This is a genomic window from Tenacibaculum sp. IB213877 (genome assembly GCF_034043975.1).
Lineage (GTDB): Bacteria > Bacteroidota > Bacteroidia > Flavobacteriales > Flavobacteriaceae > Polaribacter.
The window spans coordinates 16,107-32,798 of the sequence record NZ_JAXCHH010000012.1 but is presented as its reverse complement, the minus strand read 5'-3'; the positions used below and the strand labels follow the sequence as shown (position 1 = coordinate 32,798).

General features: G+C 31.1%; 12 protein-coding genes. 4 read left to right on the top strand and 8 right to left on the bottom strand.

Annotated elements, in window-relative coordinates:
- Window position 1: 1 nt before the first annotated feature.
- From SLH33_RS12100 to SLH33_RS12085, 4 genes are all read right to left on the bottom strand, one after another.
- The gene (locus SLH33_RS12100) at window positions 2-1,435 is read right to left on the bottom strand and encodes a hypothetical protein (RefSeq protein WP_320419371.1); all 1,434 of its coding nucleotides are present in this window, start codon (window positions 1,433-1,435) and stop codon (window positions 2-4) included.
- A 113-nt stretch (window positions 1,436-1,548) separates the two neighbouring features.
- Window positions 1,549-3,216 carry a sodium:solute symporter gene (locus tag SLH33_RS12095; protein WP_320419370.1) on the bottom strand — a complete coding sequence of 556 codons (1,668 nt, stop codon included), beginning with the start codon at window positions 3,214-3,216 and terminating at the stop codon, window positions 1,549-1,551.
- Between the two features lie 266 nt (window positions 3,217-3,482).
- Window positions 3,483-5,303, bottom strand: a complete 1,821-nt coding sequence (locus tag SLH33_RS12090; protein ID WP_320419369.1) for a cytochrome-c peroxidase — start codon at window positions 5,301-5,303, stop codon at window positions 3,483-3,485.
- 68 nt (window positions 5,304-5,371) lie between these two features.
- The gene (locus SLH33_RS12085) at window positions 5,372-6,907 is read right to left on the bottom strand and encodes a hypothetical protein (RefSeq protein ID WP_320419368.1); all 1,536 of its coding nucleotides are present in this window, start codon (window positions 6,905-6,907) and stop codon (window positions 5,372-5,374) included.
- A 256-nt stretch (window positions 6,908-7,163) separates the two neighbouring features.
- Here SLH33_RS12085 and SLH33_RS12080 point away from each other — a divergent pair, with 256 nt between their 5' ends.
- Window positions 7,164-7,931 (top strand): sulfite exporter TauE/SafE family protein, encoded by a 768-nt coding sequence (locus SLH33_RS12080; protein WP_320419367.1) that lies wholly within the window; start codon window positions 7,164-7,166, stop codon window positions 7,929-7,931.
- On the opposite strand, the gene SLH33_RS12075 is transcribed toward SLH33_RS12080, so the two are convergent.
- Entirely contained in the window at window positions 7,923-8,393 is a 471-nt protein-coding gene (locus tag SLH33_RS12075) for a Dps family protein (protein ID WP_320419365.1), read from the bottom strand. The two genes, SLH33_RS12080 and SLH33_RS12075, sit on opposite strands and share 9 nt — an antisense overlap.
- A 115-nt stretch (window positions 8,394-8,508) precedes the next feature.
- Here SLH33_RS12075 and SLH33_RS12070 point away from each other — a divergent pair, with 115 nt between their 5' ends.
- Window positions 8,509-9,450 carry a hydrogen peroxide-inducible genes activator gene (locus SLH33_RS12070; protein WP_320419364.1) on the top strand — a complete coding sequence of 314 codons (942 nt, stop codon included), beginning with the start codon at window positions 8,509-8,511 and terminating at the stop codon, window positions 9,448-9,450.
- A gap of 35 nt (window positions 9,451-9,485) precedes the next feature.
- Here the strand turns inward: SLH33_RS12070 and SLH33_RS12065 are convergent, their stop codons facing one another.
- Window positions 9,486-11,108, bottom strand: a complete 1,623-nt coding sequence (locus SLH33_RS12065; RefSeq protein WP_320419363.1) for an ABC-F family ATP-binding cassette domain-containing protein — start codon at window positions 11,106-11,108, stop codon at window positions 9,486-9,488.
- Between the two features lie 179 nt (window positions 11,109-11,287).
- Between SLH33_RS12065 and SLH33_RS12060 the strand changes: the two genes are divergently transcribed.
- Together SLH33_RS12060 and SLH33_RS12055 are read left to right on the top strand one after the other, a co-directional pair.
- Entirely contained in the window at window positions 11,288-12,637 is a 1,350-nt protein-coding gene (locus SLH33_RS12060; RefSeq protein WP_320419362.1) for a hypothetical protein, read from the top strand.
- A 124-nt stretch (window positions 12,638-12,761) separates the two neighbouring features.
- On the top strand, window positions 12,762-14,528 hold the full coding sequence (locus SLH33_RS12055) for a DEAD/DEAH box helicase (protein WP_320419361.1): 1,767 nt from the start codon (window positions 12,762-12,764) through the stop codon (window positions 14,526-14,528).
- A 72-nt stretch (window positions 14,529-14,600) separates the two neighbouring features.
- On the opposite strand, the gene SLH33_RS12050 is transcribed toward SLH33_RS12055, so the two are convergent.
- A complete protein-coding gene (locus SLH33_RS12050) occupies window positions 14,601-14,831 on the bottom strand; it encodes a hypothetical protein (protein ID WP_320419360.1) in 231 nt (76 codons plus the stop codon).
- A gap of 248 nt (window positions 14,832-15,079) precedes the next feature.
- Complete coding sequence (gene rny / locus SLH33_RS12045; RefSeq protein WP_320419359.1) at window positions 15,080-16,645, bottom strand: ribonuclease Y; 1,566 nt, start codon at window positions 16,643-16,645, stop codon at window positions 15,080-15,082.
- Window positions 16,646-16,692: the final 47 nt, after the last annotated feature.

The following is a 16,692-nucleotide window of genomic DNA, read 5'->3' as shown; positions in this document are numbered from 1 at the left end:
ACTAGTACAATTCATTTAACAAAGTGGCATCATTATTTAAGGATGAGAATAATTTTTTCTTGAATTTATTCTTAGAACCTATTAAGTTATTGCACATTTTATCAATAGCAATGGTGGATAACACCGTTTGAATAAACGTTTCTATCAAATCATCAATACCTAAACCTAATTTATTATAATCTCTTCTATCCATAATCATCAATCTATTGGTGTCTGACGTCCATTGATTGTCTCCTAATTTAATTGATAAATTTGTACCTAGCATGTCCCAAGAATCTTTGCTGTTTTCTAAATCATCCGTAAGTGGTAACAGTGCTCTTCTTGAATACATACACAAAGGTTTGATACCTTCTTTTGTACTGCTGACCATCATCCTAAAATCGGCAACAAAAGTTTCACCTTTTTGATTCGGCATAGTACCTACATGATAAAATTTTCCTTTTTTACTTATAGAACTCCAATTATAATTCCCAATCAAACTTTGTACTATAAAACGCTCATACTCTATCTCTAACTCCATAAAATCATCCAATTCTTGTTGGTTTACAATGGTGTATACACCTTGACCTGCATTGCTATACGGAATTTTAATTACTGCTTGCCCTCCTAAACGCTGCACCCAAAGCGGAATTTCATTCTTACTCACATCCCAAATAGTATCTGGTATATTAATTCTCATACCAAACTCTTCTAATTCTGCATTATATATATCGTATGCTTTAGCGGCAACCATTTTATTTCTTCCACCAGCTAAACAAGTAATAATAGGATTTAAAATTTTGGTTTTACTTCGAATAGGAAAACGATTCCAAGGTTTTTGAGTTACGTACCTAAAAATTGCTCTAACAGGCAGCCATTCTTCTTCTTGCTGAATATGAAAAACATCGTCTTCTATTTTTATGTGGTCGTTTTCTTGATTTGAAAAATACGGAACTAAAAACACCTTTTCTTTAAAAACATCTGCAATAACAGCTGCATACCCAGAGGTTTCCATATAATTCTTATCATAAAAAACTGCTAAAACACCATCTTTAACCTGGCTCTTACTTTTTTGTACAAATGGCTTAAAAGTTCTTTCAACCAACAAACGATATGCGCCATCTTCTTTATTATCATCTAACAAAGGCATTGATTTTTGTCCGGACGGACAAGAATTATTCTCAATAATAACCATTTCTTTATTTCCGTCTGCAGATGTTGAATTAATTAAATCAGCTCCACTCCATAAGAAATGTTTGCATTGATAGGAAAGAATTTCTTCTAATTTCTCTCTGTTTACTTTAGGATGCAAGTGGCAATATCTTGAAATGATTCTTTCTTTATCTAAGTTTAAAAAGAAATTAACCATTGGATGAATAGTTGCATTTAATGCTTTTGGATACCAATGATTTTCGCTATTAAAAGTGTTAGGAAAAGTAATCTCAATCTGTTTCATTCTTCAAAAAATATTATTAAACCCAACACTATATTGGGTAAAATAAAATTAATGAAAATTTGGATTAAAAAACTACCTGTTAAAATTTAAATATGAATTTTAAGTTTAGACGACTATTCTATGATAGAATTTTCATTTTTAATTGATTGTAAGATAAATGCCAATAGCATTATTAAACCACAACCCAATGCATTTAGCCATAAATACGGTAGCCAATCAATATACCAAACAATTATTATTACCAATTGCGTAATAATTGCAGCAATAAAAACAGCATTTGATTTAACGTATTTGAAGAAGAATGCCAATAAGAAAATGCCAAGTACATTTCCGTAGAAAATAGAACCAATAATATTTACTAGTTGAATTAAATTATCAAACAAATTAGCCACACACGCTACTAAAATTGCCAAAATTCCCCAACCTAACGTAAACCATTTAGATGCTTTTACATAATGACTTTCTGACCTATCGGTTGCCATGTTTCTTTTGTATAAATCTACTGCGGTTGTAGAACCTAACGCATTCAACTCAGAAGCGGTTGATGACATCGCTGCAGATAAAATTACCGCCAGCAACAAACCAATTAAGCCTTTTGGTAGATTGTTTAGTATAAAATGGATAAAAACATAGTCTTTATCATTGGTTTCAACTTCTTCATTCGCTTTTGTAATCAGAGTTTTAGCTTCATCTTTCAATGTTAAATCTTGCTCATTTAACTCTTGCAATTTAACTGCTGATTCATCAGTAATTCCATTAAAAATTAACTCTTTTCTTTTTTCTTCTATTTGCTGATGTTGCTTTTCAAGCGATTGATAATCTGCATAAAACTCAGAATTCTGAACTACTTTATTGGCTTTCGGATTAAAGTTCAATGGTGATGCATTAAATTGATAAAACACAAAAACCATCACTCCAACCAACAAAATAAAAAACTGCATTGGTACTTTTAGCAATCCGTTAAAGATCAATCCTAATTGACTTTCTCTTACCGATTTTCCTGATAAATAACGTTGCACCTGACTTTGATCTGTTCCAAAATACGAAAGCATTAAAAAAGTTCCTCCTAAAAAACCTGTCCACACAGTATAACGGTTATTCAAATCCCAAGAAAAATCTAATACTTTCATTTTATTAGAAGCTCCTGCAATTTCTAGCGCTTTGGTAAACGTAATTCCGTCAGGTAAGTATTGAAGAATTAAATAAAAAGCAATAAACATACCTCCAAAAATCACAGCCATTTGCTGTTTTTGAGTTACACTTACCGCTTTAGTACCTCCGGAAACCGTATAAATTATCACTAAAACTCCGATGATTATATTTAAAGTAACCAAATCCCAACCTAACACTGCCGATAAGATAATAGCAGGAGCAAAAATGGTGATTCCAGCCGCTAATCCTCTTTGAATTAAAAATAAAATAGCAGTTAACGTTCTGGTTTTGACATCAAATCTGCTTTCTAAATATTCATAAGCGGTATAAACATTGAGCTTATGATAAATAGGAATAAACACCAAACAAATAATTACCATAGCAATAGGCAATCCGAAATAAAACTGTACGAACCCCATTCCGCTATGAAAAGCTTGTCCTGGAGTTGATAAAAAAGTAATTGCACTTGCTTGCGTTGCCATTACAGATAAACCAATGGTCCACCATTTGGTTTCATTTCCGCCTTTAATATAATCTTCAACATTTTTACTTCCTCTGGTTTTCCAAGCTCCGTAAGCAACAATAAACAATAAGGTTAAGGAAAGTACAATCCAGTCTAAACTTTGCATGCTCAATTAGTTTGAAAAGGTTTGAGTGATGAAATAGAATACAATGATGTAGATTACATTTGCCAGTAACACCAGCGTGTACTCTTTTTTCCAGATAAATTTATCGTTGTTCATCTCGTAGTTTGGTTTTTGATTTTCTCTGTAAATAAAAATCAGATTATGCATGCCCAAAATACAAATTGAGAATTAAAACAATGGGTATTTAACAAATCCTTAAGAAAAATCATCTCTTTATTGACTATAATACCCATATTTTAATTTTCTGTTTAATAGGTTTCTACAGGTACATCATTCAGTGTTTTTATGTAAGCAATGAGAGCTTTTTGCTCTTTTTCTGTCAGCTCTAAATTATCAAACGGAAGTGTTTGATGTGGCAAATCAAAACCTAAACCAGCACCTCCCCCTTTATTGTAAAAGTCTATGACTTCCTCTAAAGTTTTATAAACACCATTGTGCATATAGGGTGATGTTAACTCAGCATTACGAACTGTTGGGGTTTTAAACATACCGTAGTGTAATTCAGATTTATATTTCCAGTAAAAACCTAAATCATCATCTAACTGTTTATTTGCTGATGTTTCAGGTACACCAATTACTTCTTTTTCTGTTTCCTTAAAAAATGGCGGAACGGTTCCGTTAGTTAATGGCATAAAATGGCAAGTAGCACACAAGGCCTTACCCATAAATAAATTGAGTCCTAATTTTTCTTCTTCAGTAAAAGTTGCTTCTTCGCCTCTTATATTTTTATCGAATTTAGAATTAAACCCGTTTAATGTGGATACATATGATGAAATTGCTTTGATTACATCTGTGTTTTTAGTAGAAACGCACCCAAAAGCATCTTGAAACAACTTATAATAGGTGGTATCTTTTAATATTTCATTGGAAAACTGGTGTACATTGGTATCAAATTCTTGCGGATTTAAGAAAACAGAAGATATCTGATCTAACAAGGTAGCTGATCTTCCATCCCAAAAAAAGCTTTGTTGTAAAGCAGTATTAATTAACGTAGGTGTATTTCTTTGCAAACCTTTTCCTGAATTATCTAAACTTACCGTTAAACCATCCGCATATCCTTTTTCTGGAATATGACAGGTTGCACACGCCATTTTTCCTCCTGAAGATAGTTGAGGATCAAAAAATAGTTTTTTACCAAGTTCTATTTGTTTTTCTGAAGGATTTCTATTGTTAGGTTGAGTAAAAAAATTGACATTAAAGGAATTCTCTTCAAAAAAAGTAGGTGCATCAAAGTTAAACGGGGTTGTTTGTATAGGTTCCCAAATATCACTTTCTTTTCTTATTGCAACCCAATTTTTAGTAATCGGATTCATATAATCTCGAATAAATGTATATCTGTCAAAAGTGTTAAAATCATCGTTTTGTTTAATAAAATTTACTGCTTTTGAAATATTATCTCTGAATTCAGTATCTAACTTTTCATCTTTAGATTTTATAGTAGATTGAATGCTGTTTTCGTATACAAATTGCAAACTTTCAAGAGATATGGCACTTTCTTTTATTCCCAGTTGACTTACAGGAGTATCAAATCCGGAAATACCTAAACTTATAATTCGGAATAGCTGTTGATGAGTAGCAACAAAAAAACGTTGAGGAGTTAGTTTTCTGTTTTCAATATTCTTTTTTAAAACCGATAAAAGACCTTTGGTTAATCTTATTTCTTCTTGATAAACGCTGTTTGAAACATCACCTTCATAAATACTCTCTTCTATTTTTTGTAGCCCTATAGGATGTAAAACACGTTGTGTATCATCTGTTAAAACCGGTAATGCTGGTCCATTGGCTCTATGTCCTACTTCAGGGTTCAAATAAGAAGCATAAGGTTCAGCTTTTTTAAAGGCATTTCTTAACTTCGTAAACAGTGTTTTTGCTTCTGTACTTTCCGAAGGAAACATTGCTAAAGAATCAATATACACTAATGATTCATTTATATGTTCCAGATAAAAGTTTTGAACAATTTCAAAATTTACAACTGGAGTTACCTCTTTTTTATCTTGATTTTTTTTACAAGAATTGAGGAATATGGCTAAAAATAAGACCAAATAAATATGTGTACTCTTTATTATCATAGGTAATGCATTTAAATAGAAAAAAGCCTCCAGTAAAATGGAGGCTCATAAAACATTTTAAATAAGGATTATCTAGGTAATCCTTGTAACAACACAACTTGTCCGCCTTGGTTATGAGGGAAAGCAGTACCTTGCACAAAATCATCACTTTTCCAGTAATGTGGCTGTAAGTTTAACATGAATGTATTAGGCTCTCCTAACTTATCTGAAACATCTGTTAACGCTCCAAACTCACCACTAACACCAGTACTTCCTCCTGGAGCTAAATCTTGTCTAACTACCAATTCTAATACAACTCTTGTATTATTTCCGTTAAGATCTGATTGATAAATGTAAGCTGAGTGACCTCTGCTAAATGAATTTGGATCTTCTTGAGTATAGATAAAGTTTTCTGTAACACAAATATTATCAGGACTTTGTAATAAATTCACATTCCCATCCATATTATTAGTGTTTGTATTTCCGCTCATTACCTGCGTTAATTTACCTGTTAATGGTGAAGATGCATCTAACTCTAATTTATAAACTGTTCCCCAATCATTATAAGTTCCTTGTCCAGGACCACGACCTGTTACTGCAAAATATACATTTCTAGCATTAGCATCTGAACCTTTTTGGTAATCAACATCTTCAACTCTCATAAATGCAGAAGCTTGAACTGCTACACATGCATCTTCCATTTCGTTTTTAGTAAGGTCTTTACCGTTTGTAATTTCAACAAATTCTACATCGTATGTTTTTTGGAAGTCTAAACTTCCTTCATTGTAAATTACTCCAGGAGTAACATCTTGCGCGCCTCCTGCTCCATCAGAAATTTGTTTTAATCTTAACACATAGATTTTTCCGTTCTGCAAATCATCATCTGCATTTTCTGAATAATACAACACTACTTGTCCTTCTGAACCACTTGAATCGTCATCTCCTCCAATGATAACTGTTTTTCCTGAATATGCGTCTTTTGGTAATGGTACTGCGTTTTCCCAAGAAAACTCGCCTAAAGCATCCAAACCAAAATCGGCAGTTGGTGTTGGTGTAGCTATATACGGATCAATTCCTTTTACATCATAAGCAATACTTTCTGAAGCAGATAAGAAAAGATCTGAAGTACCTCCGTGGATATCAGCTTCCCACATAGTTCCTGAACATTGACGTGCAAAATCGGCCACATTAGAGTTTAGTAACCAATCTCCCTTTACAGGATTCATATACTCATCAAAATAAATACGAGACACTGCATGGTCATCTTCAGCATTAGATATATAAAGGTATCCGTTGCTATTTGGATCTTTTAATAATCCTGCTCCGTCTTGTGCACCTAATAAAACAAAGTCATTAGATAAAACATCGGTAGAACTGATTAATGAATAAGCTTTTACATAGTTGAATTGAGGATGAATTGCTACTAAAGGCTCAAGAGATGACTTGTTTTCAAAAATAGTAGGTTGGTTTACCAAATCTTCTCCATCTTCTCCGTCTTGCCCATTAATACCATCTACTCCATCTTTACCATCTATTCCGTCTACACCATCTTCACAACTGATAAATGTTGTAAAAGAAAAAGATAGCATACATAAAGCTATTAATAATTTAATTTTAGTTTTCATTGTTAGTTATTAGTTTAAGTTTAAAATTCAGGTCAAAAAAACAACTCAATCTTAAAGTTTAAGTATGCTTAATCTTAAATTCTTATAAACTAAATGTTAAAAACTTTACTAAATAATTAATAATTAGAATTGTTATAAATAACAATGTTTAAACCTAAATAAAAAAATTACTTATTGATTTTCAATGAAATAAAAACAAAATATTAGAATTCTACATGAACGTTTAAATAACCATTTAATAACCTATTTTTGCTAAATGATTTTAGAAACCATCTCTCAAAACTGGCAAATTATATTGCTATTCTTTACCATTGCTATTTTGTATTCTTCAGTTGGTTTTGGAGGAGGCTCAAGTTATTTAGCTGTCTTAGCTCTTACCGGAATTAGTTTTACTCAAATTAGATCTACAGCACTTTTATGCAATATTGTAGTAGTTACCGGAAATGTATTTATGTATTATAAAAATCATTTTTATAATTGGAAAAAAGTAATTCCGTTAGTTGCTTTTAGTGTACCTATGGCTTTTATTGGCGGATACTTACGTATTGATCAAACCTTCTTTTTTATTTTATTAGGATTTACTCTTTTGTTTGCCTCCATTACCATGTGGTTATCAAAAAAAGTTGTTTCTAATCCTGATAATGACACTCAATTAAGCTTAACTAAAAATGCCAGTTATGGTGGATTTATTGGTTTTATATCTGGTATGGTGGGTATTGGTGGCGGAATTTTTCTTGCTCCTCTTTTACATTTAACTAATTGGGATATTCCTAAAAAAATTGCTGCAACCGCAAGCTTTTTTATTTTGGTGAATTCTTTCTCAGGTTTGATAGGACAATATACCAATCCGGATTTTGAAATAAATTGGGGACTTACTTCTGTACTATTAATTACAGTGTTTGTTGGCGGACAAATAGGAAGTAAAATTAGTAATCAATTCTTTACTGCAATACAACTAAAAAAGGCAACCGCTATTTTGATTGCCTTTGTAAGTATTCGAATTTTATGGAAGTATTTAGCCTAACCAAGCATTTAACATCCAAATTGTTTTTTCTTGTTCAGATATAAAATCGCTCATCATTGAGTTGGTTCCTTCATCATCTGCTTTGTCAGATATTTCAAGAATATCTCTTTCTATTTTTAACAATTCAGATAAAGATTCAATTACTAGTTCAACTGCCTCTTCATCTTTACTAATATCTTTTCCTACCGGAACTTTACCTGCTTTAATGTAATCATCAAACGTGTGTAAAGGCACTCCTTGTAAGGTTAAAATTCTTTCTGCAACCAAATCAATTTTCATTTGAGAATCGGTATACAATTCTTCAAACTTAACATGAAGTTCAAAAAAATTTTTCCCTTTAATATTCCAATGTAGTCCTCTTAAACTCTGATAATACAACTGAAAATTAGCTAATAATTTATTTAAATTTTCCACCAATTTTTCTGATTCTTTTTTATCTAAACCTATAATTGTTTTAGCCATAATTTATTTTTTTTTATTAATTTAATTATTTGTACCATAAAATTAAGAGAAATTTACCAAGTTAAACTATTACTTTTATTGATAGTTTTAATATCTTTATCAAAAATTATTATAAATGACCATTACACAATTAAAATATACCTTAGCTGTTGCTGAGCATAAAAACTTTACGGTAGCTGCAGAACATTGTTTTGTAACACAACCTACGTTGAGTATGCAAATTCAAAAGTTAGAGGAAGAATTAGATGCACAAATCTTTAACAGATCTAAAAAACCAATAGAATTAACTCCGTTAGGAGAACGAATTGTTGAGCAAGCAAAAGTAATTGTTGATGAAAGCAACAGAATTATAGATATTGTACATCAACAAAAAGGATATATTGGTGGTGAATTTAAACTAGGTATCATACCTACAGTTATGCCAACTTTATTACCAATGTTCTTAAAAAACTTTACACGTGCATACCCAAAAGTACAATTGGTTATTGAAGAATTAACTACTGAAGAAATTATACGAAAATTAACTGATGGTCATATTGATGCTGCCATTGCTGCCACTCCTTTAGGTAATGAAGCAATTAAAGAGCGTGTGTTGTATTATGAGCCTTTTGTTGGCTTAATCCCAGAAGAACATAGACTATTTAATAAGAAAAAATTAGAGATAGAAGATTTAGAAGTAGAAGATATTTTGTTGTTAGAAGATGGTCATTGTTTTAAAGATAGTGTTGTTAACTTATGCAGAACTAATAGAAATGAAAACCACAAACACTTCCAATTAGAAAGTGGAAGCTTTGATACACTCATCAAATTATCAAAAGACGGTTTAGGAATGACTCTTTTACCCTACCTAAACACACTTGATCTTTCCGAAAAAGATAAAGGCTTTCTGCGTGAATTTGTTTCACCACCACCAGCACGTGAGGTTAGTTTGATTTATCATAAATCTCAATTAAAAATGCAGTTAATAGAAGCCTTGAAATCAACAATAGATGGTGTTGTGAGAGGAGCTATTGCGTTTAGCGATGTAGAAATAATAAGTCCGCTACAAAAAGCGTAAAATAAAAAAGGAAGCTAAAAAGCTTCCTTTTTTTATTACGAGTACATCTGTTCTCTTAATTCTTTTACTTTAGGATCATCTAAATAATCATCAAAAGTTGAATATTTATCAATCACTCCTTTTGGTGTAATTTCTATGATTCTATTGGCTACCGTTTGCGCAAACTCATGGTCATGAGTGGTAAACAATACAGTTCCTTTAAAATTAATTAAAGAGTTGTTTAATGATTGAATAGATTCTAAGTCTAAGTGGTTTGTTGGTTCGTCTAACAATAAAATATTAGCTCTAGTCATCATCATTCTAGACAACATACAACGTACCTTTTCACCTCCTGAAAGCACATTACTTTTCTTTAAAGCCTCTTCACCCGAGAAAATCATTTTTCCTAAGAAACCTCTTAAGAACACTTCTTCTCTTTCCTCTTCAGTTTGAGCGTACTGACGTAACCAATCTACTAAATTCAACTCGCCATTTTGGAAAAACTCTGAGTTATCTGCTGGTAAATAAGATTGTGTAGTGGTTACACCCCAGCTATATTTTCCTGTATCTGCCTTTTCATTATCTGTAATAACTTGATAAAAGGCAGTAGTTGCTTTTGAGTTTTTAGAAATCACTGCAACTTTATCTCCTTTATTTAAGTTGATATCAATATTTGAGAATAACAATTCTCCTTCAGCATCCGTTTTTGATAATCCTTCTACATTTAAAATTTGATCCCCTGCTTCACGATCTCTTTCAAAAATAATAGCTGGGTAACGACGACTTGATGGCTTAATTTCATCAACATTTAACTTCTCAATCATTTTCTTACGAGAAGTTGCTTGTTTAGATTTTGCAACGTTTGCAGAGAAACGACGAATGAATTCTTCTAATTCCTTCTTCTTATCTTCTGCTTTCTTGTTTTGTTGTGCACGTTGTTTTGCCGCTAATTGGCTAGATTCATACCAGAAGGTATAGTTTCCTGAAAAATGATTGATCTTACCAAAATCGATATCAGAAATATGAGTACAAACTGCATCTAAAAAGTGACGGTCGTGAGATACTACAATTACGGTGTTATCATAATTTGCTAAGAAGTTTTCTAACCAAGCAATCGTTTCAAAGTCAAGGTCGTTGGTAGGCTCATCCATTATCAACACATCCGGATTCCCAAACAACGCTTGTGCTAATAACACACGTACTTTTTGCTTACCATCTAGATCTTTAACTAATGAATAGTGTAAATCTTCTTTAATACCTAAGTTTGATAATAAAGCTGCTGCTTCTGCATCGGCATTCCACCCGTTCATTTCTTCAAACTGCACCTGTAACTCACCAATCTTTTCAGCATTTTCATCGGTATAATCGGCATACAAAGCATCAATTTCGTTCTTAATTTTATATAATTCTTTGTTACCCATTACCACAGTTTCTAAAACGGTAAACTCATCAAAAGCGTAGTGATCCTGAGATAAAACCGACATACGTTTTCCTGGTTCTAAATGAACCTGACCCGATGTTGGCTCCATTTGTCCTGATAAAATCTTTAAAAAAGTAGATTTTCCCGCTCCGTTTGCTCCAATGATTCCGTAGCAATTCCCTTGAGTAAACTTTGTATTTACTTCATCAAATAATATACGTTTACCAAATTGAACTGATAAATTAGAAACTGATAACATTTTTCGTTTTTTTTAATTCGCTGCAAAAGTATAAAATATGATTTCTTTTTAAGAATTTGTTATCAATTATTTATTCGTTAAAAATCAATTAAAAAAATTTGTTTTAACATCTAATTAACAAGTAAATTTGCTTCTTATACATATTTTTGAGCGTTTAAACTCTTTAGAAGTTATAGTAAATGACTAAATACTTGTTATTACCCTTATTAACTGTTTTTTTTATAGGCTGCAACACACCTAATAAAAGTGAATTTACTTATTTTGGTGGTAAAATCATTAACCCAAAAGGTGAATATGTAGTACTATTTGACAATGATAAGGTTATTGATTCTATTAAATTAGCCCCTGATAATACTTTTATGGGTAAATTTAAAGGTATAACACCAAACTTATACTACTTTAAGCATGGGCCAGAGCATCAATTTGTGTATTTAGAACCCAATGATAGTTTATTAATTCGTTTAAATACATGGGATTTTGATGAATCTTTAGTATTTAGTGGTGTAAATGCCGATAGAAATAACGCCTTAATTGAAACATTTTTACAAAACGAAGTAGATCATAGAAACTTTTATCCTTATTACTCTTTACCTGTAAAAGAATTTAAGCAAAAAATTGATTCAACTCAACAACAAAAAATTGCTTTTTTAGCAGATTATAAAAAGGAAAATAAAGAAACTTCTGAAGATTTTTTATCTGTGTTAGAAATTGCGCTAACTTACCCTTTATATTCAAAACTTGAAAAATTCATTATTGATAACAGTCAAAAAAAGACTCCCGAACTTATAACTGATGATTTTACTAACCACAGAAAAATTGCCAGTATTAATAAAGATTCATTGATGTTTTTTGGTGCTTACGCAGAATATGTAAACTCAAACTTGTATAGTGAAGTTTACCAAAAAATTAGCATTAACAAAAAAGAAGATTTTACTGTTAATTTATTAAATGATATAAATACAAAAATAACGTCTGAAGAATTAAAAAATAAATTATTAAGAAGAGCAACTATTAGACATTTTTATGATAAATCTAGTTGTTCCATTAATCAACAAGCTTTTGATACTTTTTTAAAATTATCAACCAATACTGAAGATAAAGATGTTATTAAAAAGCTTTTAAACGATATTAATTCAGTTACAACATCTCATAAAATTCCTTCCTTTACTTTAATGGGGCCAGAAGGAGCTTTAGAAAAAGTTGAAGATCTAATAAAAAATAAAAAAACTGTTATTTATTTTAGAAATAAAAAATATTCTTCAGATGATTGGGTAGCAGCCCGTATTAATTACCTTATTAAAAACAATCCAAAAACAAAGTTTTTAGTAATAAATATTCATAACAACAAACAATACATTACCAACTTAGATATTAAGAACCAATATTATCTTAATGATAGTAGTAAAGCTCATGCTTTTTTAACCAGTGAATTTCCAAGAATTATTTTGGTAAATGAAAAAGGTATTGTTAAAAACGGTTTTGGAGCTTTATCTTCTGAAAAAATAAACCAACAAATTACCGATTTATAAAAATTAGTTTTTTTAACCTCTAACTAGTTTATTTACCGTACTTTTGCGCCGTCCAAACTCTACGGAGTATTATAAAACACGAATTCGCGGATGGGCATCTGTGGATTCTATTAATTAACACAGTATGTCAAAATTTTTAGACTTAGGCTTACGCGAGCCTATAAATCGCGCATTGACTGATTTAGGTTATGAAAAACCAACAGTAATTCAAGAAAAAGCAATTCCACAAATTTTATCATCAGCAAGAGATTTAAAAGCCTTTGCACAAACCGGTACAGGTAAAACAGCTGCTTTTAGCTTACCTATTATTGAATTGGCAGATGATAATAGTAAAAATACACAAGCAATTATATTATCGCCTACACGTGAATTAGCTGTTCAAATTGGAAATAATATTGAAGAATTTGCAAAATACATTCCAGATTTAAAAGTAGTAACTGTATACGGTGGAGCTAACATTGAAGAGCAAATTAAACAACTAAAAAAAGGAGCTCAAATTGTTATAGGAACTCCAGGAAGAACCGTTGATTTAATTAAACGAAGAGCTTTAAAACTTGGAAACATTAAATGGGTCGTTTTAGATGAGGCTGATGAAATGTTAAACATGGGCTTTAAAGATGAACTCGACAAAGTTTTAGAAGCAACTCCAGATACAAAACAAACATTACTTTTTTCAGCTACTTTCCCAAAAGAAGTAGAAGCGATAGCTTCAAATTATATGACTAATCCTGTTGAAGTAGCATCAGGACAAAAAAATGAGGGTAGTAAAAATGTAAGTCATGAATACTATTTAGTTACTGAAAAAACTCGCTACCCAGCTCTTAAACGTATTGCAGATATTAATCCAGATATATATGCTATCGTTTTTTGTAGAACCAGAAGAGAAACTCAAGAAATTGCCAACAAATTAATACAAGATGGCTATAATGCAGACGCTTTACATGGAGATCTTTCTCAAGCACAGCGTGATAGTGTTATGGAAAAATTTCGTAAAAAAAACATCCAAATGCTAGTTGCTACCGATGTAGCTGCTCGTGGGTTAGATGTAGATAATTTATCGCATGTAATTAATCATAAACTACCAGATCAAATAGAAAATTATAATCATCGTAGTGGTCGAACTGGTAGAGCAGGTAATACAGGAGTTTCAATAGTTTTAGTAAATAAGAAAGAAAAAGGAAGGCTATTTCCAATTGAAAAAATTTTAAATAAAAAATTTATTCACACTCCTATTCCGTCAGGTAAAGAAATATGTAAAATTCAATTATTTCATTTAATTGATAAAGTAGTAAATACAGAAGTTAATACTTCAGAAATTGAAGGCTTCTTACCTAGTGTATATGAAAAATTAGAAAATTTAAGTAGAGAAGAACTAATTCAAAAGTTTGTTTCTGTTGAATTCAACTCTTTTTTATCATATTATGAAAATGCAGAAGATTTAAATAACGTAAATTCTAAAGACAGTTCAAGAGCAAGAGCATCTAGTGAAAACATGACTCGTTTCTTCATTAATATTGGAAGAAAAGATCGTTTAAATCCGGCAAAATTAATAGGCTTAATTAATGACCAAAAAATTGGAGATAAAATAGAAATTGGTGCTATTGATATTTTAGATACTTTTTCATTTTTTGAAATTGATAAAAATTATGAAGCTCAAACATTAGCTACCTTTGAAGAAAACAGACCTGTTTTTAATGACAGAAAAGTAAATATAGAAATTACTAAAACAGAAAGAAGTTCTTCTCCAAGAAAACGAAGAGGAAGCAGAAGAAGCAATGATAGCTCTCCTTCTAAAGGTTTTGGTAGAAGACGTGAAAAACCTCAAAATAATAAAAGTAATAGTGGTAAATCTTCAGAAAGAGATTTTGGAAGAAGAAAGCGAAAAAGATAACATAAAAAAAACCGGGCAAATTGCCCGGTTTTTTTTATGTTTTTTTAAAGCTCCCTTTTTTAAAAAATACTACTAACTTGCCATGTCAAATTCACTAAAGAAGAACTTACTTAACAGCATATTCAATGCTTTATCTCTCTTCTTTTTTACTTCAACTTTTTCAGTAACTGAAATTGTATCTTCTACTTTTTTCATTTTTACTGAAAGATCCCCGTTTGCAATTCTGTAAGACTCAAACTCATTTAACATAGAGCTTAACTTTACTTTCAATGCATCTTCAATACTTAAAACTTCTATATTCATTTCTAACTTTTTATTTGCTTTATTATACTTTCACAAAACAAAAATAAGATCAAAGTTTAGTTAATAAGTTAAGATATGTTACCATTTTGAAAAAAATACACAAAATGCTGATTATCAGTTAATTAAAATTAATATTTATAGTTTTGTAACATATTTAAATTATGAATTATTTAAAATTTTACTCCATTAAAAGAATAAAAACAAAAAAAACCGCCAATTGGCGGTTTTTTTTGTTGATTTCACAATAATTATTTAGCAACATTTACTGCTCTTGTCTCTCTAATTACTGTCACTTTTACTTGACCAGGATAGGTCATATCATTTTGAATTTTCTGAGAAATATTAAAAGATAGTTCTGCAGCTTTAGTATCATTCACTTTAGCACTTTCTACCATTACACGCAGTTCACGACCAGCTTGAATAGCATATGCTTTTTGCACACCATTAAATCCAAAAGCAATATCTTCTAAATCTTTTAAACGTTGTATGTAACTATCAAGTACTTGTCTACGTGCTCCTGGTCTTGCTCCAGAAATAGCATCACATACTTGTACAATAGGGGCAAATAAGCTTTTCATTTCAATTTCGTCATGGTGCGCTCCAATGGCGTTACATACATCTGGTTTTTCTCCGTACTTCTCTGCCCATTGCATTCCCAACAATGCGTGAGGTAATTCACTTTCTGTTTCTGGTACTTTTCCTATATCATGTAACAATCCAGCACGTTTTGCTGCTTTTGCGTTTAAGCCCATTTCTGCAGCCATAATACCACATAAGTTAGCCACTTCACGTGAATGTTGTAATAAATTTTGCCCGTATGAAGAACGATATTTCATTCTTCCTACAGTTTTTATTAACTCTGGATGTAAACCATGAATTCCTAAATCAATTACTGTACGCTTACCAACTTCAATAATTTCTTGAGTAATTTGTTTTTCTGTCTTTTTAACAATTTCTTCAATTCTTGCTGGATGAATTCTTCCATCTGTTACCAACTTATGCATTGATAAACGAGCTATTTCACGTCGTACCGGATCAAAACAAGATAAAATAATTGCTTCTGGAGTGTCATCAACAATAATTTCTACTCCTGTAGCAGCTTCTAATGCACGAATATTACGTCCTTCTCTACCAATAATTCTACCTTTAACATCGTCAGACTCTAAGTTAAAAACAGACACACAATTTTCAACTGCTTGTTCTACACCCACACGCTGAATAGTATTTAAAACTACTTTTCGCGCTTCTTGTTGTGCTGTCATTTTTGCTTCTTCAATAGTATCTTGAATAAAAGACATGGCATCCGCTTTAGCTTCATCTTTTAAAGTAGCTACTAATTCTGTTTTAGCTTCATCTGCAGATAATCCTGAAATTTGCTCAAGCATATCTACATGACGTTTATGAAGTTTCTCTATTTCTCCTTCTCTTTTTTCTAAAAACTCTAATTTGTAATCGAAATCACTTTCTTTTTTTTCTAAAGAAACGTTTAACTTTTTTGTTTTATCTAATTCAGAGGAAACTCTAGATTCTTTATCTCTAATTCTTTTTTCTACTTCAGAAAGCTTTTTTTCTCTTGATAGAATTACTTTTTCATGTTCTGATTTAAGTTCAATAAACTTCTCTTTTGCCTGTAGTATTTTATCTTTTTTAACAGCTTCTGCCTCTACTTTTGCTTCCTTCAAAATACTATTAGCTTCTTTTTTCGTTTCTTCAATTAGCTTACTAGATCTTGATTTTTCTAACATTTTCGCAATAGCAAATCCAATTGCTATACCTATCATTCCTGCTAACACAGAAAATACTATTCCTTCCATAATTTTAATTTTTCCATATATCTAAAAAAAAAGCCCACATTAGTAGG

Coding starts and splice junctions, on each gene's coding strand:
- SLH33_RS12100 (WP_320419371.1), bottom strand. CDS start 1,435: ATGAAACAGATTGAGATTACTTTTCCTAACACTTTTAATAGCGAAAAT.
- SLH33_RS12095 (WP_320419370.1), bottom strand. CDS start 3,216: ATGCAAAGTTTAGACTGGATTGTACTTTCCTTAACCTTATTGTTTATT.
- SLH33_RS12090 (WP_320419369.1), bottom strand. CDS start 5,303: ATGATAATAAAGAGTACACATATTTATTTGGTCTTATTTTTAGCCATA.
- SLH33_RS12085 (WP_320419368.1), bottom strand. CDS start 6,907: ATGAAAACTAAAATTAAATTATTAATAGCTTTATGTATGCTATCTTTT.
- SLH33_RS12080 (WP_320419367.1), top strand. CDS start 7,164: ATGATTTTAGAAACCATCTCTCAAAACTGGCAAATTATATTGCTATTC.
- SLH33_RS12075 (WP_320419365.1), bottom strand. CDS start 8,393: ATGGCTAAAACAATTATAGGTTTAGATAAAAAAGAATCAGAAAAATTG.
- SLH33_RS12070 (WP_320419364.1), top strand. CDS start 8,509: ATGACCATTACACAATTAAAATATACCTTAGCTGTTGCTGAGCATAAA.
- SLH33_RS12065 (WP_320419363.1), bottom strand. CDS start 11,108: ATGTTATCAGTTTCTAATTTATCAGTTCAATTTGGTAAACGTATATTA.
- SLH33_RS12060 (WP_320419362.1), top strand. CDS start 11,288: ATGACTAAATACTTGTTATTACCCTTATTAACTGTTTTTTTTATAGGC.
- SLH33_RS12055 (WP_320419361.1), top strand. CDS start 12,762: ATGTCAAAATTTTTAGACTTAGGCTTACGCGAGCCTATAAATCGCGCA.
- SLH33_RS12050 (WP_320419360.1), bottom strand. CDS start 14,831: ATGAATATAGAAGTTTTAAGTATTGAAGATGCATTGAAAGTAAAGTTA.
- rny (WP_320419359.1), bottom strand. CDS start 16,645: ATGGAAGGAATAGTATTTTCTGTGTTAGCAGGAATGATAGGTATAGCA.